The following is a 20,972-nucleotide window of genomic DNA, read 5'->3' on the forward strand; positions in this document are numbered from 1 at the left end:
CTAGAACTCACTACCTGGGAAATATACATGCCGTTTATACCCCACAGCATCGATGACTTGGAAGAAATGATGCGAGTCATAAACATATCAGATACTGATGATCTGTTTGATGAAATACCTGAATCTATACCTAAGGCAAGATTAGAAGGGATTCCGGTTGGGATGACAGAACAGGAGCTTCTGTCTCATATGACAAATTGCTCGAATCAGCAAAAAAATGGTGTCTGCTTCCTAGGGGCTGGAGCGTATGACCACTACATACCTGCTAGCATTTGGTCCATAGTTAGCCGTGGTGAATTTTACTCTCCATACACACCATACCAGCCGGAGGCAAGCCAAGGAACTCTACAAATGTTGTTTGAGTTCCAATCAATGATATCTGAATTAACTGGGATGCCAGTATCAAACTCGAGCTTGTACGACGCCCCAACTGCCCTAGCTGAAGCCATATTAATGTCATGCCGTATAAATACCCAAAAAAACAAAAAAGTAATCGTTCCTAGAAACATTCATCCCCACTGTTTTGAAACCATAAAAACAATAACAGAGCCTCAGGGAATATCCTTTTCGATTCTAGAATACGACAGCACAACCGGAAGGGCAATAATAGACGATGACGCACCTTATGCACAAACACTAATCATTTCACAGCCTAATTTTCTGGGTTGCTTAGAAGACGTTGATGAACTAACTGACTGGGCTCATCAAAGAAACATGATTGTAATAGCATTGACGAATCCAATTTCCTTGGGATTGCTTAAAAACCCAGGACAATGGGGCAAAAGAGGAGCGGACATTGTAGTTGGGGAAGCACAACCTCTTGGCGTTCCTTTGTCATTTGGTGGTCCTTACATAGGATTTATTGCGTCTCGTGACGAATTCGTACGCCAACTGCCTGGACGCATCGTGGGATACACCATGGATTCTGAACAGAATCCATGTTATGTATTAACTCTTCAAGCACGTGAACAACATATACGACGAGGGAAGGCTACATCTAATATCTGCACTAACCAAGGGTTATTAGTAACTGCGGTAGTGCAGTACCTCAGCCTTCTTGGAGAAAAAGGAATACACCAAGTTGCCCTGTCCTGTCACCAGAGGAGCATTATGCTGCTCAATAAGATTTTGAGTATAAAAGATGTGGTCGCACCTTTCTCTGCGCCCTTTTTCAACGAATTCGTAATTTCTCTTCCTATAAGTGTAGAAGTTGTTTTAAAAATTATGAGCAAACACGGTATATTAGCTGGATACGACCTAAGCAAGTACTACCCAGAGATAAAAAATCCTTTACTAGTATGCGTTACAGAAAAAAGAACTATTGACGAGATCGATGATTATGCTACGACACTCCAAAGAATTATTGCAGGTGACATATGTTAATTTTTCAAAAAAGTAAGCAGCAATCCAACAGCAATCTGATGCCTCGCCTTTTTGAGCAGAAAACGCTTATACCAGATAATCTTCTTCGAAAAAATGCCATAGAGTTGCCAAAAGCTTCTGAGTTGGAAGTCGTAAGGCACTACACTCGCCTGTCGCGCAATAACTTTTGTATAGACACCCATTTCTATCCTTTGGGATCGTGCTCAATGAAGTACAACCCTAAAATTTGCCACACAACAGCAATGTTACCGGGGTTTATCGATAAGCATCCGTTAGACAGTAGCGATACCAACCAGGGCCTTTTGTCCTGCATGTGGTCACTTCAGGAGATGCTAGTTGATATAACAGGTATGAAATCGTCATGTCTTTCGCCTATGGCTGGAGCACAAGGTGAATTGGCGGGATTGCTTCTAATAAGGGCCTATCATAGAGATCGGGGGGAAGATAATCGATGTGAAATTATTGTCCCAGATGCTGCCCACGGAACTAATCCGGCGACAGCTAGTTTCTGTGGTTACAAAACGAAAGAGATCCCTACCTTAAAAAATGGTGACATAGATCTGGATGCGCTAAAAAAATGTCTGGGCCCGCAAACAGCTGGTCTGATGTTAACAAATCCGTCTACACTTGGGGTTTTTGAGCGCAAAATAGAAGAGATAAATCGCCTCGTACATGAGGTTGGAGCCTTGACATACTATGATGGTGCAAATTTAAATGCTATCCTTGGTCGCGCTCGTCCTGGTGACATGGGATTTGATGTAATGCATATGAATCTCCACAAAACCTTTGCTACACCTCATGGGGGAGGCGGTCCTGGATCAGGAGCCATAGCAGTGAATTCTAAGTTGCAGCCGTTTATCCCTATCCCAGTTGTCATGAAAGATGACAATGGTATGTTTTTTATGTCTGACTACAATCATACACCGAAAACCATAGGTCGATTGAACGGGTTTTCGGGAAATACAGGTGTGTTGTTACGCGCCTACTCATACATCAGACTGCTTGGACGGGATGGTCTTAGACGAGTTTCTGCCATAGCAACACTAAATGCCAACTATCTGATGGTCAAATTGGAAAAAGCTGGGTTCGTAATTCCTTTTCCTCATAGACGTGCTAGCCATGAATTCATTATTTCGTGTGCAGATCTGAAAAAAAATTATGGAGTAACTGCAATGGATGTTGCAAAGCGATTGCTGGATTACGATATTCATGCTCCAACAACTTACTTCCCGTTAATTGTACCTGAATGTTTGCTTATAGAACCAACTGAAACTGAATCTAAGGAAACCCTGGATAGATTTGTTGACGCAATGATTTCTATACGTCGTGAAGCCAAGGAAAAAACTGAGATGGTTAAATCTGCACCCCATAATCAGGTAATTAAAAGACCGGATGAGGTTGGTGCGGCGCAAAAGTTACTATTAACTTGGAGGAAACTCAAATTATACTTAGATAATTGACGTGTGTTTGCTGATGAAACATGATCACTGGTAGGATAATAGAGTTTTTAGGAGAAGTGGCCGAGTGGCCGAAGGCGCTCCCCTGCTAAGGGAGTATGCGAATAAAAATCGCATCGAGGGTTCGAATCCCTCCTTCTCCGCCAATATTTTGCTACATAAATCAACGCTTAAAGAGATGAGGTTTGTTCCAGGCATTTTCCACCAGGTATGAAAGAAAAAGTAAAACCGTACCGCACACCTAATGGAGGACCAAAAACAATAAGTAAGTAAATAAATTAAGAATGTCTTCATCCTAATTAATTAATGTTATGTAAATGACAAATGTCAGTTAAATATTTATTTGGCCACAAGTATCACATCAATTAGGCGTTTCAGAAAAACATTAACGGTTAAGTACTAGGAAACACAAAGCAATCAAACTAAATTACGTACCATTGTGACTGTTTCTTGTCCTCCATGAACTACAGAATCGCTAATAATACTGGGAAACAACGCAATACTTCTAAAAAATGATAAAAGCATAGATTGTCAAACAGTTACTTACTAATAAATTTAATGGTAAGTCGTACTCGACCCATTTCTCATCTTCATGAAGAACAATAATAATCACTGCAATAAATATTTAAAATCATATATATAAGTTTAAATTTGTGATTAATTACAAATTCTGATATTAAATGATACAATGATTTATGTGTAAGTCATTACGGCATTACGACAAAATAGTGCTCATATTCTTCGTAGTTGAGAACAGTGATGATTTCATTCCCATATCCTGCCATGGCAGGTGTTTTTAACATGTTTTTTATCAGGAATAATTTATCTATGGATAGAATCTTATTATCAAAAGCACCTTTTGAGGTAACAGCTAAGAGAGGAAATTCTGTTAATTCCAAGCGGCGGTGCTCCACTCTCTGCCGTATCATGAGTAGTATCATAGCATCATACCTGCTAATAAATACAGCTTATGCTATGGACACTAATAAATCTAACAATGCCGATGAACCTAACAAAGATGAAGAAAAACTTGAAGTAGTCTTCGATAGGACTGACAATCTACCAGGATATGGATATACGTTGGATGTAAGAGAAAATTCAGGAATAGAATACCCTCATAGGTGGAATCCTTTTTCTAAGGGCATGTGTAGTGGTAAGTCTCTGTCAAGATTAGCAAGCCTCACTGTATTAGGATCTGGAAACAGGCTCCCTGTATCTTATTCATATGAGATTTTCAACAGAGAATATGCTTACCTCACATCGTCATCTTCTTATGTTATGTATTTGCAAGCAGGATGTAATGGACTGCTATGGGGTGCAACTCCGGATAATAGAGCTGCATGTGTAAGCGTTGAAAGTCAAAGTTATGCCTTAGTTAAATTCACTACGCTCGATTCATTGACGGATCCAAGCCCCAAAGACTGCAACAAGTTTAGATACATCCCCATAAGAGAACGTTCATGCTCCGGAGTCCTAGAATCAGAAATGACACACTTTTCTTATTTTGAAACTAACGTGTGGAATATGCGTATATTTAAGCCTTCTTCAAGATTGAGACATGTATTGCACAGACGAAGAGTTTCTTCTCCTATGTTTAATCTTGTTCTAGATGGAGATGTGTTTGATTTTTCATCAAAAAATAAATCTATTGTTCAGCAAATTAGAAATCCACATACAGGACTTTTCTTAACTTCACTTGATACACCGGAGGAGTACGAGAAATCAATGAACAGGGAAGAAGGATTCCGCTGTTACGAATCACCGATGGTCTATTACGGAAGTTCAACCTTGGGTTACATGGGTGAAGTTTCCCATAAACCTTGCGACAAACAGAATGGTTGTAAGTGGTTCTCTTTATCATCTGATGCGTTCTCTCCAATGAAAGGTGAGATCTTGCCAGAGGATGTACTGTACTTACTTGTGAAAGATCAACCAAATGTTTTCTCAAAATTAGCAGGACAACCAATTACAGCTGAGGTAAGGAATGACGGACCAGTAGTTCTAGGCGATTCTGGTGATCCAAATTGGCATCTAGAACGTGGATCACGTATTCGCATTGGAGATTACTGTCTAACATCAACAAGCACACTAGAAGAAGTGCTGTTCGAACAGTGCGACCACGTTTCTCACCACCGGTACTATGTTCCTGTAGCCGTTTTATTCCCAGACCATGATAGAATTAACGAGAAGACATCGGCCTATAGATCATATGTATCTCCTTGTGTAAATATTGACAGTGAAGGAAAAATAAGTGCAATCAGCTCCACAAAAGGTGAGATATGCGCAATACCTTACGGAATATACCAAAAGGCTCAGTACAAGCCAAACGACAAGGCTAACTTTGATAAAAATAAATAGTACCTACTAGTCCGTAGCCCAGCTATAAAGCTGGGCTAGCTTTATGATTCTTCAACTAATAACCGCTCTATTACTTCAATAACTCTAGCTGAGTTTAGATGGGTAAGAGGACAAAAGTAGTCCACCAACCCTCCTCTGCGGTTTATTATGTACTTATGAAAATTCCACCATGGAGATGCAGCAAAACCCAGAACATCTCCTGCCCACCGATAAAATGGATGGGCATGATCTCCTACTACAACCTCCCTTACCACGGTTATGAATGAGTCACTACTTTCTTTAACACATGAAATTGATATTTCCTCATCTGAACGTGGTTCCTGTCTAAAAAAGCTATTACTAGGAACATTAACCATAACCAACCCTCTGTTATGATAAAGATCATGCACCTCTACCATATCCTTGTACTGATTGCTCAAAGCACACTGAGATGCAGTGTTAACTATTATAATTACCTTCCCAGCAAGATCTGACAAAAAAAAAGTAACCTTCTCACCCCCCGTTAAGACCTGAAAACCGAAATCATAAGCTGAGTGAATAAACATTTTCCTCCCACGAACAGACTCAAAGCAATTATTCTTTCGACATACCACAGGTTTATATCTTTGTCCGAACATTGTAGACCTTATTATAGTTAACCATTCTATAGGGGTAAATAAACTAAAAACAGTAAAAATCTGGCAAGTGATGAAACAATCGGCAGCTTATCCCAACGGGATTGCGGTTAATATTTAATATTTATGCCGTAAAGATATAAATATCACTACCGTTAATAAAACAATATAACAATAATATGTTTTTTAAGGCTATTTACTTATTTTCCTGATTACTTATTTTCCTGCTAAATATTATATGTACGTATACTGTATATAATGAAATAATGGGCAACACTACCATTGCCCCAATAAAAATAATGTTTAACGACTGATGGGCAGCTGCAGCCTGCCAAATAGTAATTTTATCAATAACCAGATACGGAAACATACTGTAAGCCAATCCCATAAATGCAAGAAAAAATATAAGCACGGTACCAAGAAATGGCATGATTGGATGCGTATTCTGATCATCGTGAGATAAACGCCTCAATTGAATATATATGAACAAAAATACGGAAACAGTAATAAATGGAATGGGAGCCAACAAAATAATGTTTGGAAAACTAAACCATTTACGAAACAAAGTAATACTAGCAGCTGGAGTAGCCAATGAAATCGCAAAAACACCTAAAGCAGTACCCCAAAGAGCATTCTTCGCCCAAAAAATAGCTCTTTTCTGGACATTTCCAGATGACTTTACGATTAGCCATGAAGCCCCAAGAAGAACATGCCCAGCAATCAAGCAAAAACCGGTTAAAAAAGAAAAAATAGTTGCAATAACGGAAGGATGGAGCCCAGTAACATACTGTCCCAACATAACACCTTGAGAGAATGAAACAACCACACTAGCTATATGAAAGCAATTATTCCAAATAGGTCTATACTTCTCCGCCGCCTTAATTCTAAATTCAAACGCAACTCCGCGTAGAATCAATCCTATTATCATTATAAATATGGGAACATATAAACTGCCTAGTATAATTCCTTGTGCCCAGGGAAAACAAACAGTGAGCAACGAAACTCCCAACACTAACCAAGTCTGATTAGCATCCCAATAGGGAGCAACTGTATCAATCAAAACACCTTTATCTTCATCTGCAACGTAGCGAGTCAATATTCCTATGCCTAAAACATATCCATCCAAAATAACGTACGCAAGAAGAGAAATACCCATCAATCCCATAGAAAAAACAGGCAATAAGTTATTCCATGACCACTGGCTAGAGATATCCATGTGCACAATCTCCTTTGGCTTTATTTTTTTTCTCTTCAGTAGCCGCAATATAAAAAATAGTAGATATATATGTCAGCAAAAGAACACCATATGTAACCAAATACAAAATAAAACTGAGCTTTATCTCTCCATGAGTTGGCAATTTAGCAACCGCATCAGCGGTCTTAAGCACCCCACTAACCAAAAACGGCTGTCTTCCAATCTCAGTTGTATACCAGCCAGACTCTACAGCAATCCATCCTGAAAAAGTAAATATCACCATAATATTTGCCAAACAATTACTGAAATATTTCCAGCCCTTTCTAGTTTTAAAAAGTGCCACCCACGATAAAATCAGCATTAATATAGAAATTCCAACCATAATTCTGAAAGAAAAGAATATGGGCAAAACTGGTGGATGATCTGGAAACTCAGACAGACCCCTCACCTCTCCATCCCAATGGTGAGTAAGATAAAGAGAGGCCAATTTAGGAATGGAGACCTCGTAATTTATAGTCTTCTCGTCTTCACTTGGAATTCCTAACAAAATAGCAGGAGCTCCTCTCTGAGTATGAAATATTCCTTCTATAGCAGCTATTTTTTGCGGCTGATACTTTAGAGTATTCAACCCATGTAGATCACCTACAACCATCTGTAAAGGAACACAAACAGCAGCCACTACTACAGATGAACGCAGCGCTAAGAATACAGAATGACACTCATCGCCTCTCAATTTCCTATACGCAGAGATACCCATAATAAAAAATGCAGTAGTTATAAAAGAAGCAATAAAAACATGAGAGAATCGGTATGGTAAAGAGGGGCTAAAAATAATTTTGTACCAATCTGTTGGCAATACCACATTGTTAACTATAGAAAAACCATCAGGAGTATGCATCCACGAGCTCAATGAAACTATCCAAAAAGCCGACAAAGTTGTACCCATAGCCACCAAAAAAGTAGCAAACGTATGCACGCGCTGCGATACTCGGTCTATACCAAAAATCATTACTCCCAAAAAAGTTGCTTCCAGGAAAAAAGCGGTCATAACCTCATAACTAAGCAACGGTCCCGCAACATTACCAACCTTTTCCATAAAACCGGGCCAATTGGTCCCAAACTGGAAGCTCATAGTAATACCGCTAACAACCCCCATACCAAAAGTTATAGCAAATACCTTCACCCAAAAACGATAGGCAGCATCCCATGCTCGCTCTTTAGTACAATTAAATCTGACCTTAAAAAACAACGTAAACCACGCCAAAGCAATAGTTATGGAAGGGAAAAGTATATGAAAAGTTATATTTGCAGCAAACTGGGCACGGCTAATAGCGGTTACATCCACATCACCTCCCTATAAACAATCTCGACTAACCCCGATCGAATATACACCCCTGTGCCCAATGCCACATAGTAAGAAATAACAACTGTTGAACGTGAATCACACAAAACACATCATTACCATGTCAATCACCAAAAACTAAACTGATTTAAATTACTTACCAGACATCTTAATTCCATATTTTTTAATAAGATAGCGAGTACAATCACTAGAATGATTATTGCTTAAGGATTTATCTTTTCCGCTCAAGGCAACCCAACCGGGAAAATCTCCTGGACTGTAACTAAGAGCAACTGAAACCTCTTTACCATCATCGGAAGTCCAATTGGGAACAATATAAAGCTTAGATTCTCTAAGGACTAAATACACACGTGACATAATTGAGTTAGCAGACTCAAAATCTATACGAGCACCAGAAACTGCATAGTAACCAAGCTGCGCCGGATATAAAACCAAAGACCTATTTACACGTTGGGATTCAACCGAGTAGTACAAAAATAAATTACGAAATTTTCTACCTTGGGAAGCAGAACTACTTTCATCAGGAAGCAGGAAAATATTTATCCATGCCGGCTGCCGAGGATCTTTATCAGTAGGAACAGGATAGGTTTGACGTATTTCCCAGAGCAAACTATCAGTTAATGGCATAGGATTATTGACAAAATCCCTCCTGAGAAAAACCCGAAGATCAGTTGACGAAGCAGTAAGATAGTAATTACGATCACGAAGATCCTTATTGTTACGAGGGTCAATAACAGAGAAAACAACTTTGCTACAATAATCACTAGGAGCACAAATTGCGGTCATTGAGCCCATAATGGAAGCTGCAAAAACAAAACCTCTTGCCATTTTAAAAAAAGCACTTTCACTCACGCCAACACCCATCTTTCTTTAAAAAATATTCACAAAAAACCGCCCTATAACAAACTAGGAGCACAAAAATCAAAGTATTATTGTTGTGAACCAAGACAATGCCCCAAAAAATATCTCCTCAATCTTTCGGGGCAAAATCGGCAATAATTTAAAGGTTACTAGAATTTTCTTTAAGGTAGGAAGAAACACCATCGCTGGTTGGAGACATTCCTTTCTGACCTTTAGCCCATCCAGCTGGACAAACCTCACCATGCTGTTCATGAAACTGAATTGCCTCGAATAATCTTATCACCTCATCAAAATTTCTTCCTAAAGGCAAATTATTGATGATTTGAGACTGAACAACACCTGATTTATCAATTAAAAAAGCACCTCTATAGGAAACACCAGACGGAGACTCAACCCCGTACGCACGGGAAATATCATGTCTAAGATCAGAAACTAAGGTAAATTTAACATGACCTATCCCCCCATCTTCCCTATCTCTGTTCCTCCATGCAGCATGAGCGAACTTAGAATCAATAGAAACACCTACCACCTCAACACCTAATTCCCTAAACTTGTCCATACGATTATCTACAGCAATTAATTCCGACGGACAAACAAAAGTAAAATCAAGTGGATAAAAGAACAACAAGGCATACCGCCCAGAAACTTCTTTATAAAAATTGTAACTCTCGACTATTTCCCCATTACCCAAGACGGCATCACTAGTAAAATCTGGAGCATAACAACCAACCAAAACAGACATGAATCCTCCCCTCACTCGTATGGACCAACATTACTACAAAATTACCAATTCAACAAAAAATCAAACTTAAACTATCAAAACTAACTAAAATTTTGAACCAAAAAACACACCATTGATGTCAATTTTTCAAAATTTCAAAACCAGAGCAATATTTTTCAACAAACAATCTCAAATAGTTATTTACATTTTTATCACTATGGCATACAGTATTATCGCTGGCCCGGGCGAAGTTGGTCGGTGCTTATCTGCCTTAAACGCAGTGGGGGGGTTTAATGCAAAGAAACAGCATCAACTGGCTTTGTCGGGTCGGTTTCCCCAGCCACTTCAATAATACCCATTTTTTCCGCAATTTGCACAGCATTCAGGGCTCCTCCCTTTAGGAGCTGGTCCCCTGCCACAAAAAAATCCAAACCGTTGGATTGAAAAGCGGCGGACTGACGTACACGGCCGACGTGTATGCGTGAATCTTGGGAGACTATGAGCGGAGTAGGATAGTCACTCACCCTATCGTACAGAACTATACTGGGAGCATTTCTCCATAACTTATACGCTTCAGCAACACTTATCTCCTCTTCAAACCAAACACTTACCGACAGGGCATGAACACGAAGAGTTGGAACCCGAACAGAAGTGCAAGATACCAAAAGATCAGGAACTTCAAAAATCTTTCTAAGCTCATCACGCATCTTCAGCTCTTCTCTAGAGTTACCATCTTCATCGAGCTCACCTATGCACGGAATAACATTCAACGGTAGGGGATGATCAAAAACACGATTACGCACAGACCTACCGGAAACATAGTCACCCATACCCATAAGCAACTCATCCATACCAGATAAACCGGCACCAGAAGCAGACTGATAGGTAGAAACAACAACTCTGAGAGCACGAAAAGAAACATGAAGAGGATACAGGGCCACGCCGAGTATGGTGCTGGAGCAGTTTGGACTAGAAATTATCCCTTTATAGTCCCTCAGCGATGTTGCATTAACCTCTGGAATAACCAATGGCACATCATCGTGATTACGCCAAGCATCGGAACAGTCGATTATGACCGAGCTAGATCGCCCCGGCAACGTTGCCAAAAATTCCCTGGCCAACAAAGAACCAGCCGCCCAAAAAACAACATCATGCCTCTTATGGCACATAGAGTCTAAAGAATTAACGGTTAGAAATGAACAGCCATATGGAACAGACAAACCAACAGACTGCCAGCTAGCATAGACATCAAGACACGACTTATCAACACCCCTCTGGTGCAAGAGATTAAGAATCTCTCTACCAATAACACCTGTCACACCAACAACGGCAACACTCGCGCTAGACATAAACCGCCCTAGGAAACAACAAGAAACTCCAAACTACAAAGATAATCTAAATTGAAGCTAATTTCTTGTTATTAGAAACAATTTTTTCCCGTATACGAGCAGAACGACCAGACAATGCCCTTAAGTAATAAAGCTTAGACTTCCTAACATCTCCACGACGAACAACCTTAATCGATGATATAGCAGGAGAATAAGTTTGAAACGTCCTTTCGACACCGAACCCAGACGAAATTTTGCGTACAACAAAAGAAGAATTAATTCCCCTGTTACGCTTAGCAATAACAACTCCTTCGTAATTCTGCACCCGCTTACGACCACCCTCAACAACGTAAACACTAACAGCAACACTGTCACCAGCTGAAAACTCAGGAATTGTCCTATTTAGTTTCAACAACTGTTCTTTTTCCAGAGACTCAATGATGTTCATCACTTTTCCTCGACAACTCTCATCAAAAAAATACAAACAACGGGAACTTAGACCTGACGGGAACTCTCAAACAAAAACTCACCTAGAAGTTTTTCTTCATACTCAGACAGACCTCGGCAACGAATCAAGTCTGGACGCTTCAGCCACGTCCTACCTAAAGACTGCTTTAGCCTCCAACGAGCAATACTTGAATGGTTTCCAGACAAAAGCACCTCAGGGACAGAAACCCCATCAAAAGCCACCGGCCTTGTGTACTGAGGCCAGTCTAGTAACCCCCCAGAGAACGATTCATGCCTAACGGAATCAGGATCACCAACAGATCCAGGCAATAAACGTATAACTGCGTCCAAGACTACCATAGCTGCTAAATCTCCACCAGTGAGAATATAGTCTCCTATAGAAACTTCGTCAGTCACATAATTATCAATAATTCTCTGATCAACACCCTCATAGCGTCCACAAACAAACACAATAGAAGACATACCACTGAGATGCAAACACAAATCTTGATCTAACACTTTTCCCTGAGGAGACATATACACAACAGGAACATCACAAGAACCTGCATCAGAGCAAGCTGCTCGCAGCGCCAACGACAACGGCTCTGGCATCAGTACCATGCCAGCCCCACCCCCGAAAGGACGATCATCAACACGCCTTCTGGGTTCTTTACCATAATCACGCAGATTATACAAAGAAACTTGGCAAATTCCGGATTTGCAAGCGCGGCCGGTAACACCATACTCAGAGAGCGCAGAAAACATCTCTGGAAAAACTGTCACGATACGATAGTGAGGAACAAAATCATCACTACCCATCAGGGTGCCAATCAACGACTATTACTGAACGAGAAAAATCTACGCTAGAAAAAAACGGATGCCGAGTCGGAATCAAAAATTGCCCCGAAGAGGAATTAACTTCTAAAAAATCATCTACAACACCACGAACAATACGTCCAACCGTACCCAGAACACAGCCCTGACGATTTTCAACAGACATATTTAATAAATCGACCCAGTAGTACTCTCCAGAAGATATAGGTGAAAAATCACACCTACGAATCATAAAATCAGCACCAACCCAATACTCAGCGGACGTGCGATCAGAAACTCCCTCCAGTAAAACACGCAAACGAGAGGAACAGGAGAAACAACTCAGAAAAGAAGCTTGAAAAAAATCAAGACCTTTCTCAAGCCTACAAGATAAACCAGGACGAAGGTGACTAATTACCTCACCGTAATCATAGAGCCAAAACCACCCACCTATGGAAAATGGACGAGCCACCCTGCCAACTGGAATCCAAGACGAATCAAGCTGATTTCTCTTTTCCACAACTCGATCTCTGATACTCACGACAAAGCCTAGCAACAGTAGACGAAGGCTGAGCACCATTGCCCTTCCAGTAACAGAGACGCTCCATGTTTATCCTTAGAGATCTGCCAGAACCATCACCCAAAGGATCATAAAAACCTATCTTTTCAACAAAGCGCCCATCTCGCTTGAAACGAGAATCAGCCACAACAACCCTGTAGAAGGGACGATTTTTAGAGCCCCCTCTGGCTAAACGAATCACAACCATACAAAACATCCCAGGTACGTAGTCAATCTGCCATTCTAATCCTACGCCAGAGTATCAGCAAGAAAAATTAATTGGTACAAATTAATTATTTCTCTACTGATTGACATCACCTTCATCTATCCAATGAACATCACTGTTGCAATCTATGACCTTTTTAATGGTTTTTATCATGGCATCTATGGCTTCCTTGCGCCTAAACCTCTTACGCCACATTAAAATCAACCTACGTGCAACAACATCATCTCCCTTTCGCAGCTGACACACTGATATCATATGATCGTCTCCAACATTCTGACAACGCACTGCCAAAGCAGGGAAAACACTGACACCAACCCCGGAAACTATCATGCAATACAAACTTCTCAAGGAATTTCCATCAATCAGACGATTCATCATCATTCCCGGCCAAAAAATACGATGAATAGCTGGACAAAGCTGCAAAATATGATCCCTTAGGCAACAAGAGTTGCCAGTTAACAACACTTTCTCCGATTCCAGCTCTTCGACATCTACAGATTCTCTACCAGAAAAGCGATGATCTTTGGGCATAACAAACATTAAAGGCTCATCATAAAGTGGTCTGAGTTCGACAAACCCCCTGCTATTAGCTGGTTGAGAACAAATTACCGCATCAATCTCGCCTTGGCGAAGCATATCAACAAGACGAGAAGAACTATTCTCTACTATTACCAAAGGCATCGTCGGCAATAACTGCCTCAACAATAGGGTCAAATTTAATAACAAATATGGAATAGCAGTATGAACAATACCCAATCTAAGTGGCCCCTTAAGCGGATCGCGCCCCTCTTTTACCAGATGCTTGATAGTCTCCACTTCTTCTAAGACCCTGCTAGCTTGCTCGATCACACACTCACCTATAGCAGTCAATGTAACCTCATTTGATCCTCTCTCGAATAGCTTAACGCCAAGCTCTTCCTCCATTTTCTTGATAGCAATAGATAGAGTAGGTTGGCTGACAAAACAAGTTTGAGCTGCATTACCGAAGTGCCTTTCACGTGCTAAAGCAACAACATACCGCAGTTCTGTCAGGGTCATAGGCATCACCATTCTTTTTATTTTGTGCTGCAAATCAATCTTCCGCATAATTCTATAGCAAAAGAACCAGCAATTTATTTCACATTACAACCAAAGCAACTTTCTTATATAAATAACCCGAATCTTTTCGATGACTTTCAATGGTAAACAATATCATCTACAATACTCGCATTCTATTGTATTGCGCAGATTAGGCATCAAAAATGAATGACATACTCGTTCTGTTTCATTCCAATTACGGCAATACAAGGTCTCTGGCAGAACTAATTGCACAGGGGATAAATTCCGTAACCCCAATGACGGCAAGAATTAGGACAGTACCTGAGAATGATGGTAAAAACTTAAATGACAAGTACCCCTTGGTCTCCATGGAAGATTTTGCCGAATGCTTGGGACTTGCTCTAGGCAGTCCAACAAGATTTGGAAATATGTCCGCTCCCATGAAAAGCTGTATAGATCAAACATCGCCTTTATGGATCAAAGGAACGCTAGTAGGAAAGCCTGTGATAGTCTTCACATCAACATCCTCCCTTCACGGAGGGCAAGAGAGCACCTTATTGTCAATGATGTTACCGCTACTTCACCATGGCATGATTATTCTCGGTATTCCATCGACAGAGGATGAACTTTCAAGTACATCCTCTGGTGGAACACCATACGGAGTAAGTCACTATGCTGGAGCCACTAGCAGAAACCCAATAACCACGGAGGAAAGAAATCTGTGCTTGTCGCAAGGAAAAAGATTGGCGAAGATAACCAAAAAACTCTTTTTGGATTAACAAAACCTAGCAGCTACTCTTTTTGCTTGGTCAGTGCAACCTTATTGGCTGTTCATTGTATACTGTGGGAATCTGTGATAGCACCTATACGCCCGCACCATTTTTGGCTCTCTCTGAAGAGCGTGCCGGTAATTTTGGCTCTGTTTTTTTTAAGAAAACGGTCAGTTCGCTCCTTCCAAGCAACAACACTACTAGTATGGCTATACGTATTCGAAGGGTTAAGTCGGTTATTTTCCGACGTATCACCCATTAGCAAGATGTGCGCAATAGCAGAAATTTTCCTATCTTTATCCATTTTCGTGTTTTGTATAGCCGTCATCAGGCTCCCGGAGTAATTTTTGGTCAATATCTGTCGATACTCCTAATAATGAATCACGAACCTTGTTTATCTTATCTCTCCATTCGGCAGCTTTTTCAAACTCTAATCTCTTAGCACAAGCCGTCATTTCCTTCTCATACTTTTTTATTACTTGCGCAGCATCAGCTGCTAGAAAAACAGGAGTTTCCTTTGTATCTTCGTTAGAAAATCTATTAATAAAGCTAACAATATCCTTTTTAATTCCGACAGGAATAATTCCATTCTCAACATTGAATCTCTCTTGCATAAATCTGCGACGTGAGGTTTCTTCAAGGGTTTTGTTGATAGAGTCCGTTAAACGATCAGCATATAAAATAGCTCGACCATTGATATTACGAGCCGCCCTGCCAATAGTTTGGATCAACGATCTAGTTGAACGCAAAAAACCCTCTTTATCGGCATCTAAAATTGCTACTAATGAAACTTCTGGAACATCCAGTCCCTCTCGCAACAGATTAATCCCTACCAATACATCAAATTTGCCTAAACGCAAATTGCGAATAATCTCTGCCCTCTCAACAGTATTAATATCGGAGTGTAAGTATTGAACACTGATATCACGCTCACTTAAATACTGACTGAAGTGTTCAGCCATTCTCTTGGTAAGAGTAGTAACAAAAACTCGCTCCTTTTTCGTAACTCTGTCTTGTATCTCATTATACAGATCATCAACCTGGGTCAAAGCAGGACGAACCTCAACGATGGGATCAAGTAACCCCGTAGGACGAACAAGCTGCTCTACGAATCGTTGATGCTTAGTTAATTCGTATTCAGCTGGCGTCGCAGACACAAAAATAATAGACTGCTCAAATTCTTCGAATTCAGAAAATTTGAGCGGACGATTATCTCGTGCAGAAGGTAGTCTAAAACCGAACTCAATTAGATTATCTTTACGTGCACGATCCCCGAGATACATCCCCCTCAGCTGTGGAACAGTAATGTGCGACTCATCAATAACTATAAGAGCATCTTCGGGCAAGTAATCAATTAAGGTTGGAGGAGGCTCTCCAGGCTTTCGTCCTGAAAGATGACGAGAGTAATTCTCTATCCCCTTACAAAAACCAACTTCATTGAGCATTTCTAAATCAAAACGGGTACGCTTTTCAATACGATCAGCCTCTACCAGACGTTGAGCATCCTGAAAATACTGTATTCGCTCACCAAGCTCACTATTAATTGAACGTATAGCACTTAAAACTGTATCCCGAGGAGTAACGTAGTGATTTGCCGGATACACAGAAAAAAATGTCACCCTCTTTTTAACCTCTCCAGTAAGACCATCGAATATGGTCAAACGCTCCACTTGTTGATCAAAAAACTCTATTCTCAAAGCATGCTCTTCATGTTCGGCTGGAAAAACCTCTATAACATCTCCACGAACACGAAAGTGCCCTCGGAAAAAATCATAATCACTGCGGACGTACTGCATAGAAACTAATTTTTCGATAACATACTTGGATGAAATATTTTGATTGACACGTAACGTCATAATCATCCGATGATATTCTTTAGGATCACCAATGCCATATATAGCAGAAACTGTGGCAACGATAATAACATCACGCCGTTCCAGTAAACTCTTAGTAGCCGACAGCCTCATTTGATCAATGTGACGATTGATGGATGAATCTTTTTCTATATATAAATCACTCGACGGAACATAAGCCTCAGGCTGGTAGTAATCGTAATAGGAAACAAAATACTCGACGGCATTATCAGGAAAAAACGAAGCCATTTCTGAGTAAAACTGAGACGCCAAAGTCTTGTTTGGAGTCAAAACAAGCGTTGGGCGCTGCGACTCAGCTATCACATGAGCAATAGTATAGGTCTTACCAGAACCAGTTACACCAATTAAAGTCTGATATCTAAACCCTTGACGCAGGCCATCCGTCAACCCTTCAATAGCAAACGGTTGGTCCCCAGCAGGTGGAAATGGTGCCGCCAACTTGAAGTTAGACACAGAAAAACCCCATATACTACCCCTACTCTCAGCAGAAGTGGTACACCTAAGTAAAGAAAATAAAACCTACACTTGCTAAAGTACCGTTATACATCTGTCTTTATCAAAAACAACACCAATATTTTCTTCTTACACGCTAGAAACTCGTCCTATTTTAATTTAAATCATCATCAACTGCGCTATCAATTTTACCCTCCGCAATACCATCAACACTACCAGAAACACTATCTTTTTCAATATCATTATAGTCAGATTTACTGGAAACATAACCACCACCGTGATCAACCATTCTGGGAGGTGTAGAACCACTTACATTAGATTCATCATGCAACGTATCCGCCATATTTGTCGCAGCAAAAACACCACAAGAAAGCGACAACAACAAAATCAACATGGACCTCTTCATAATCTCTCCTTCTGCGTACTAAAAAACTTCGCATACCCTATGAATAAAACACACACACCATCATCTCAACTAGTACTAGCTTAAGAAATAATACATTACCCCAAACACTCAAACTGATATAGTATAACCCTTTGGACTTTGGCTAAAATAGATGTTAGGAACCTTATGGACGACATCAATCTTTCCCCTGTTGCTAGACGAACGAAAGGTTCTTCTACATTTGCGATGACTTTACGTGCAAACAAGTTACGGGAAGAAGGTAAGGAAATAATTGCACTCAACGTAGGTGAGCCGGACTTTGATACCCCTGATCATATCAGAGAGGCAGCTTGCTTAGCCTTGAAAACAAAAAAGTCTGCAACCAGATATGCTCCTGTTAAAGGAATGCCATCACTAAGATCATCTGTTGCTGAAAAATTAAAGCGTGACAATAACCTGTCCTTTTCCACTGACCAAATCATAATTTCATCGGGAGCAAAACAAGCCATTTTCAATGGCATAGGTACTATTGTAGCGGAAGGAGATGAAGTAATAATTCCGGCACCCTATTGGGTATCCTATGCTGACATGGTAGTAATGTCCGGCGCAGTCCCTGTACCAGTAGTTGCAGGACAGGACCAAGGTTTCAAGATTACACCATCTCAACTTGAGCAATCAATTTCTCCTCGTTCAAAATTAATGCTTATAAATTCTCCCTCTAACCCTACTGGAGCCATGTACAGTGAGAGGGAACTTTTCGATCTCATGCAAGTTGTACTAAAGCATCCAAACATAGTAGTAATTTCTGACGAGATTTACGAACACATAACTATTGGAGACCAAAAGCATTTTTCCCCCCTCCAAGTAGCACCGGATTTAGCCAACAGATTTATACTCATAAACGGCGTATCAAAAGCATATGCTATGACTGGGTGGCGCATTGGATTTGCTGCCGGACCTAGAAAAATTATCGATGCCATGGCCAACATACAGTCTCAACAATCTGGGAGCGTGTGTTCTGTTAGCCAATTGGCAGCCGAAACTGCCCTGAACGGACCACAAGACTGTGTTCATAGAATGCGTGATGCATTTGCTAAAAGGCATCAACTAGTTTTGTCAAGGTTTGCAAATATTGAAGGTTTTCGCTGCTCTCCGGCTCAAGGTGGTTTTTATCTGTTCATAGATGTAACCGATGCCGTTAATAATCTTTATAAAAGAGAAAAAATCTCTTCCCCGAACGACGTAGCTTTCTGCGATTACCTTCTCGAAGAGGCTGGAGTCGCATTGATGCCAGGCACTTTCTCTGGATTCGGAGGTCACATAAGATTGTCTTTTGCGGCATCCACCGAAGTTCTTAACGAAGCTGCTGATCGAATTGCGCTGGCCGTTGCTAAAGATTAAATAGGAAAGACACTTATGTGTTGGCATAAAGCCTACCGTCTCTCAAGACCTTTAATTAAATTTATTGATCCTGAGACAGCTCATGATCTGTCCTTAAAGGTCTTATCAACATTCTGCAAGGATTCGGCAACACCTCCTGAGATCTATCCTCTAAAAAGGAACCGCATTGTTTTCAGAAATCGCATCGGTTTGGCTGCTGGCTTTGACAAAAACGGTAAGCACATAGATTCCTTGTCCTCGTTGGGATTTGGTTTTATAGAAGTAGGAACCGTAACACCTAAACCAGAACCTGGAAACACCAGACCTCGGCTTTTCAGGTCTTTTTCTGAGCGAGCCATAATCAATCGCATGGGATTTAACAATGATGGAATCGATGTCCTGTCACGCCGACTTAAGAATAGTAATTACAGAAAGTCTGGCGGTGTTTTAGGTGTTAACATAGGCAAAAACGTGTTAACTACGCAAGAAAACTCCCATGAAGATTACCTGACCTGCATTGAGAAAGTGTACTCTCTATGTGATTATATAGCCATAAATATTTCATCCCCAAATACGGCAGGTCTTCGTGAACTACAACAACACCAATTACTCAAAAAATTGATATCCAAAATAAAAATTAAGCAACAAGAAATGAGAGAAAAAACCGGGCAACACACTCCAATTTTTGTAAAATTCTCTCCGGATTTATCCCAATTAAATATTTCTAAAGTATGTGAAGTACTATCTGAGGAAGAAGTAGAAGGAATTATCCTCACCAACACAACTACGGAACGACCTATCAACGATGAGCATCTACAAAAAGAAAAAGGAGGATTAAGTGGATCACCTTTGATGAGTCAATCCACGAAAGTACTGAAAGAGTTTTCTAGCAGACTAAGCGGCAGCGATATAACCATAATTGGGGTTGGCGGAATATGCTCTGCAAAGGACGCACAAGAAAAGTTTGATAACGGCGCCCACCTAATACAACTCTACTCTGGGTTGATTTTTGAGGGTCCAAACTTGATTAACCGTTGCATATCAGATACGTTACCGCAATCAGGGAGCTAACCTCTCCACAACCCAAGAGTTACCCACTCCGTCTCTGGTATACAAAATACGGTCGTTCAGCCTGAAAGGCTGCCCCTGCCAAAACTCGATCCTTTGTGCAAACAACTGGTACCCACCCCAAAATTTTGGTCTACTCAAAGGTTCACCTGCGTCAGCTTTTTCTTTCAGTAACTGCCAACAATCAGTCAACCACTGCCGACTGGGAATAGTCTTGCTTTGTGGAGAAACAATAGCACTAATTTTGCTATCAATTGACCTTGAAGAAAAGTATAAATCAGAGAGATAAGCGGAGATCTTTGAAACCTCGCCTTCAACCCGAACCTGCCTACAAAGTACCGGCCAATAAAAAACCAATGCAGCACGGGGACATTGTTCAAGCTGCTGGCCCTTACTACTATTGTAATTTGAAAAAAATACGAAATTTCCCTCAGAACACCCCTTAAGCAGCACAATACGAGCCTGCGGATAGCCTTCATCACTAACTGTTGCTAAAGTCATAGCACAAGCATTCAGCGGGTCCTCTTTCTGAGCCAAATCAAACCACCGATGAAAAAAATCCACAGGATCACCCGGAGCATCAGAGCAATCTGGCAAAATATCACCATGATACTCCTTATAATGAGCCTTAAAATCGTCTGCCATTACCACAAAACCCCAGAAAAATGTTGCGATCTCA

General features: G+C 40.6%; 22 protein-coding genes and 1 tRNA gene. 8 read left to right on the forward strand and 15 right to left on the reverse strand.

The window, feature by feature from the left end; genetic code table 11:
• Positions 1 to 27 precede the first annotated feature (27 nt).
• The 3 genes from gcvPA to Arg41_RS00080 all read left to right on the forward strand — a co-directional run bounded on the left by gcvPA (position 28) and on the right by Arg41_RS00080 (position 2,986).
• The gene (gcvPA, locus tag Arg41_RS00070) at positions 28 to 1,383 is read left to right on the forward strand and encodes an aminomethyl-transferring glycine dehydrogenase subunit GcvPA (protein WP_092342369.1); all 1,356 of its coding nucleotides are present in this window, start codon (positions 28 to 30) and stop codon (positions 1,381 to 1,383) included.
• A complete protein-coding gene (gene gcvPB, locus Arg41_RS00075; RefSeq protein WP_092490399.1) occupies positions 1,377 to 2,843 on the forward strand; it encodes an aminomethyl-transferring glycine dehydrogenase subunit GcvPB in 1,467 nt (488 codons plus the stop codon). The genes gcvPA and gcvPB overlap by 7 nt, the downstream gene beginning before the upstream one ends.
• Positions 2,844 to 2,893: 50 nt before the next feature.
• Positions 2,894 to 2,986 (forward strand) — tRNA-Ser (locus Arg41_RS00080).
• Positions 2,987 to 3,547: 561 nt separating this feature from the next.
• Here the strand turns inward: Arg41_RS00080 and Arg41_RS08090 are convergent.
• Positions 3,548 to 3,769: a hypothetical protein gene (locus Arg41_RS08090; protein ID WP_172792630.1), complete on the reverse strand. Its 222-nt coding sequence runs from the start codon at positions 3,767 to 3,769 to the stop codon at positions 3,548 to 3,550.
• Between Arg41_RS08090 and Arg41_RS00090 the strand changes: the two genes are divergently transcribed.
• Positions 3,768 to 5,198 (forward strand): hypothetical protein, encoded by a 1,431-nt coding sequence (locus tag Arg41_RS00090; protein WP_092342375.1) that lies wholly within the window; start codon positions 3,768 to 3,770, stop codon positions 5,196 to 5,198. The two genes, Arg41_RS08090 and Arg41_RS00090, sit on opposite strands and share 2 nt — an antisense overlap.
• A 41-nt stretch (positions 5,199 to 5,239) precedes the next feature.
• Here Arg41_RS00090 and Arg41_RS00095 read toward each other — a convergent pair whose 3' ends face one another.
• The 11 genes from Arg41_RS00095 to Arg41_RS00145 all read right to left on the reverse strand — a co-directional run bounded on the left by Arg41_RS00095 (position 5,240) and on the right by Arg41_RS00145 (position 14,411).
• Positions 5,240 to 5,815 (reverse strand): hypothetical protein, encoded by a 576-nt coding sequence (locus Arg41_RS00095; protein ID WP_092342377.1) that lies wholly within the window; start codon positions 5,813 to 5,815, stop codon positions 5,240 to 5,242.
• A gap of 193 nt (positions 5,816 to 6,008) precedes the next feature.
• On the reverse strand, positions 6,009 to 7,028 hold the full coding sequence (locus tag Arg41_RS00100) for a cytochrome d ubiquinol oxidase subunit II (RefSeq protein ID WP_092342380.1): 1,020 nt from the start codon (positions 7,026 to 7,028) through the stop codon (positions 6,009 to 6,011).
• Positions 7,015 to 8,352: a cytochrome ubiquinol oxidase subunit I gene (locus Arg41_RS00105; RefSeq protein WP_092342382.1), complete on the reverse strand. Its 1,338-nt coding sequence runs from the start codon at positions 8,350 to 8,352 to the stop codon at positions 7,015 to 7,017. Before Arg41_RS00105 ends, Arg41_RS00100 begins: the two co-directional genes overlap by 14 nt.
• Positions 8,353 to 8,502: 150 nt before the next feature.
• Positions 8,503 to 9,222: a hypothetical protein gene (locus Arg41_RS00110; RefSeq protein ID WP_139057329.1), complete on the reverse strand. Its 720-nt coding sequence runs from the start codon at positions 9,220 to 9,222 to the stop codon at positions 8,503 to 8,505.
• A gap of 148 nt (positions 9,223 to 9,370) precedes the next feature.
• Positions 9,371 to 9,973, reverse strand: a complete 603-nt coding sequence (locus tag Arg41_RS00115) for a peroxiredoxin (protein WP_092342386.1) — start codon at positions 9,971 to 9,973, stop codon at positions 9,371 to 9,373.
• Between the two features lie 269 nt (positions 9,974 to 10,242).
• Positions 10,243 to 11,301 carry an aspartate-semialdehyde dehydrogenase gene (locus tag Arg41_RS00120; RefSeq protein ID WP_092342389.1) on the reverse strand — a complete coding sequence of 353 codons (1,059 nt, stop codon included), beginning with the start codon at positions 11,299 to 11,301 and terminating at the stop codon, positions 10,243 to 10,245.
• 46 nt (positions 11,302 to 11,347) lie between these two features.
• A complete protein-coding gene (gene rplS / locus Arg41_RS00125; RefSeq protein WP_092342391.1) occupies positions 11,348 to 11,728 on the reverse strand; it encodes a 50S ribosomal protein L19 in 381 nt (126 codons plus the stop codon).
• Positions 11,729 to 11,775: 47 nt separating this feature from the next.
• On the reverse strand, positions 11,776 to 12,561 hold the full coding sequence (gene trmD, locus Arg41_RS00130) for a tRNA (guanosine(37)-N1)-methyltransferase TrmD (RefSeq protein ID WP_242641352.1): 786 nt from the start codon (positions 12,559 to 12,561) through the stop codon (positions 11,776 to 11,778).
• Positions 12,539 to 13,081, reverse strand: a complete 543-nt coding sequence (gene rimM / locus Arg41_RS00135) for a ribosome maturation factor RimM (RefSeq protein ID WP_172792631.1) — start codon at positions 13,079 to 13,081, stop codon at positions 12,539 to 12,541. The genes trmD and rimM overlap by 23 nt, the downstream gene beginning before the upstream one ends.
• Positions 13,038 to 13,307 (reverse strand): 30S ribosomal protein S16, encoded by a 270-nt coding sequence (gene rpsP / locus Arg41_RS00140; protein ID WP_092342397.1) that lies wholly within the window; start codon positions 13,305 to 13,307, stop codon positions 13,038 to 13,040. The genes rimM and rpsP overlap by 44 nt, the downstream gene beginning before the upstream one ends.
• A gap of 93 nt (positions 13,308 to 13,400) precedes the next feature.
• The gene (locus Arg41_RS00145) at positions 13,401 to 14,411 is read right to left on the reverse strand and encodes a LysR substrate-binding domain-containing protein (protein ID WP_092342399.1); all 1,011 of its coding nucleotides are present in this window, start codon (positions 14,409 to 14,411) and stop codon (positions 13,401 to 13,403) included.
• A 155-nt stretch (positions 14,412 to 14,566) separates the two neighbouring features.
• Here Arg41_RS00145 and wrbA point away from each other — a divergent pair, with 155 nt between their 5' ends.
• Together wrbA and Arg41_RS08480 are read left to right on the forward strand one after the other, a co-directional pair.
• Positions 14,567 to 15,142, forward strand: coding sequence for an NAD(P)H:quinone oxidoreductase (gene wrbA / locus Arg41_RS00150; RefSeq protein WP_092342402.1), 576 nt, complete (start codon positions 14,567 to 14,569; stop codon positions 15,140 to 15,142).
• Positions 15,143 to 15,216: 74 nt separating this feature from the next.
• Positions 15,217 to 15,477: a DUF2069 domain-containing protein gene (locus Arg41_RS08480; protein ID WP_420885854.1), complete on the forward strand. Its 261-nt coding sequence runs from the start codon at positions 15,217 to 15,219 to the stop codon at positions 15,475 to 15,477.
• On the opposite strand, the gene uvrB is transcribed toward Arg41_RS08480, so the two are convergent.
• Positions 15,430 to 17,460 carry an excinuclease ABC subunit UvrB gene (gene uvrB / locus Arg41_RS00160; protein WP_242641354.1) on the reverse strand — a complete coding sequence of 677 codons (2,031 nt, stop codon included), beginning with the start codon at positions 17,458 to 17,460 and terminating at the stop codon, positions 15,430 to 15,432. The genes Arg41_RS08480 and uvrB overlap by 48 nt on opposite strands.
• A 154-nt stretch (positions 17,461 to 17,614) precedes the next feature.
• Complete coding sequence (locus Arg41_RS00165; protein ID WP_092342408.1) at positions 17,615 to 17,866, reverse strand: hypothetical protein; 252 nt, start codon at positions 17,864 to 17,866, stop codon at positions 17,615 to 17,617.
• 165 nt (positions 17,867 to 18,031) lie between these two features.
• Here Arg41_RS00165 and Arg41_RS00170 point away from each other — a divergent pair, with 165 nt between their 5' ends.
• Both Arg41_RS00170 and Arg41_RS00175 read left to right on the forward strand, forming a co-directional pair.
• Positions 18,032 to 19,246: a pyridoxal phosphate-dependent aminotransferase gene (locus tag Arg41_RS00170; RefSeq protein ID WP_092342410.1), complete on the forward strand. Its 1,215-nt coding sequence runs from the start codon at positions 18,032 to 18,034 to the stop codon at positions 19,244 to 19,246.
• A gap of 15 nt (positions 19,247 to 19,261) precedes the next feature.
• Entirely contained in the window at positions 19,262 to 20,296 is a 1,035-nt protein-coding gene (locus Arg41_RS00175; protein ID WP_092342412.1) for a quinone-dependent dihydroorotate dehydrogenase, read from the forward strand.
• On the opposite strand, the gene pdxH is transcribed toward Arg41_RS00175, so the two are convergent.
• On the reverse strand, positions 20,285 to 20,938 hold the full coding sequence (gene pdxH, locus Arg41_RS00180) for a pyridoxamine 5'-phosphate oxidase (RefSeq protein WP_092342414.1): 654 nt from the start codon (positions 20,936 to 20,938) through the stop codon (positions 20,285 to 20,287). The genes Arg41_RS00175 and pdxH overlap by 12 nt on opposite strands.
• Between the last annotated feature and the right edge of the window lie 34 nt (positions 20,939 to 20,972).

It is taken from the genome of Candidatus Ichthyocystis hellenicum (assembly GCF_001460935.1).
Classification (GTDB): domain Bacteria; phylum Pseudomonadota; class Gammaproteobacteria; order Burkholderiales; family 2013Ark19i; genus Ichthyocystis; species Ichthyocystis hellenicum.

What these genes read in the sequence shown, in the direction of transcription:
- pdxH (WP_092342414.1), bottom strand. Translation starts at nt 20,938, where the DNA reads ATGGCAGACGATTTTAAGGCTCATTATAAGGAGTATCATGGTGATATT.
- Arg41_RS00165 (WP_092342408.1), bottom strand. Translation starts at nt 17,866, where the DNA reads ATGAAGAGGTCCATGTTGATTTTGTTGTTGTCGCTTTCTTGTGGTGTT.
- Arg41_RS00170 (WP_092342410.1), top strand. Translation starts at nt 18,032, where the DNA reads ATGGACGACATCAATCTTTCCCCTGTTGCTAGACGAACGAAAGGTTCT.
- gcvPB (WP_092490399.1), top strand. Translation starts at nt 1,377, where the DNA reads ATGTTAATTTTTCAAAAAAGTAAGCAGCAATCCAACAGCAATCTGATG.
- gcvPA (WP_092342369.1), top strand. Translation starts at nt 28, where the DNA reads ATGCCGTTTATACCCCACAGCATCGATGACTTGGAAGAAATGATGCGA.
- Arg41_RS08090 (WP_172792630.1), bottom strand. Translation starts at nt 3,769, where the DNA reads ATGATACGGCAGAGAGTGGAGCACCGCCGCTTGGAATTAACAGAATTT.
- Arg41_RS00115 (WP_092342386.1), bottom strand. Translation starts at nt 9,973, where the DNA reads ATGTCTGTTTTGGTTGGTTGTTATGCTCCAGATTTTACTAGTGATGCC.
- rplS (WP_092342391.1), bottom strand. Translation starts at nt 11,728, where the DNA reads ATGAACATCATTGAGTCTCTGGAAAAAGAACAGTTGTTGAAACTAAAT.
- Arg41_RS00100 (WP_092342380.1), bottom strand. Translation starts at nt 7,028, where the DNA reads ATGGATATCTCTAGCCAGTGGTCATGGAATAACTTATTGCCTGTTTTT.
- Arg41_RS00145 (WP_092342399.1), bottom strand. Translation starts at nt 14,411, where the DNA reads ATGCGGAAGATTGATTTGCAGCACAAAATAAAAAGAATGGTGATGCCT.
- Arg41_RS00120 (WP_092342389.1), bottom strand. Translation starts at nt 11,301, where the DNA reads ATGTCTAGCGCGAGTGTTGCCGTTGTTGGTGTGACAGGTGTTATTGGT.
- rpsP (WP_092342397.1), bottom strand. Translation starts at nt 13,307, where the DNA reads ATGGTTGTGATTCGTTTAGCCAGAGGGGGCTCTAAAAATCGTCCCTTC.
- Arg41_RS00095 (WP_092342377.1), bottom strand. Translation starts at nt 5,815, where the DNA reads ATGTTCGGACAAAGATATAAACCTGTGGTATGTCGAAAGAATAATTGC.
- Arg41_RS00090 (WP_092342375.1), top strand. Translation starts at nt 3,768, where the DNA reads ATGAGTAGTATCATAGCATCATACCTGCTAATAAATACAGCTTATGCT.
- wrbA (WP_092342402.1), top strand. Translation starts at nt 14,567, where the DNA reads ATGAATGACATACTCGTTCTGTTTCATTCCAATTACGGCAATACAAGG.
- Arg41_RS00175 (WP_092342412.1), top strand. Translation starts at nt 19,262, where the DNA reads ATGTGTTGGCATAAAGCCTACCGTCTCTCAAGACCTTTAATTAAATTT.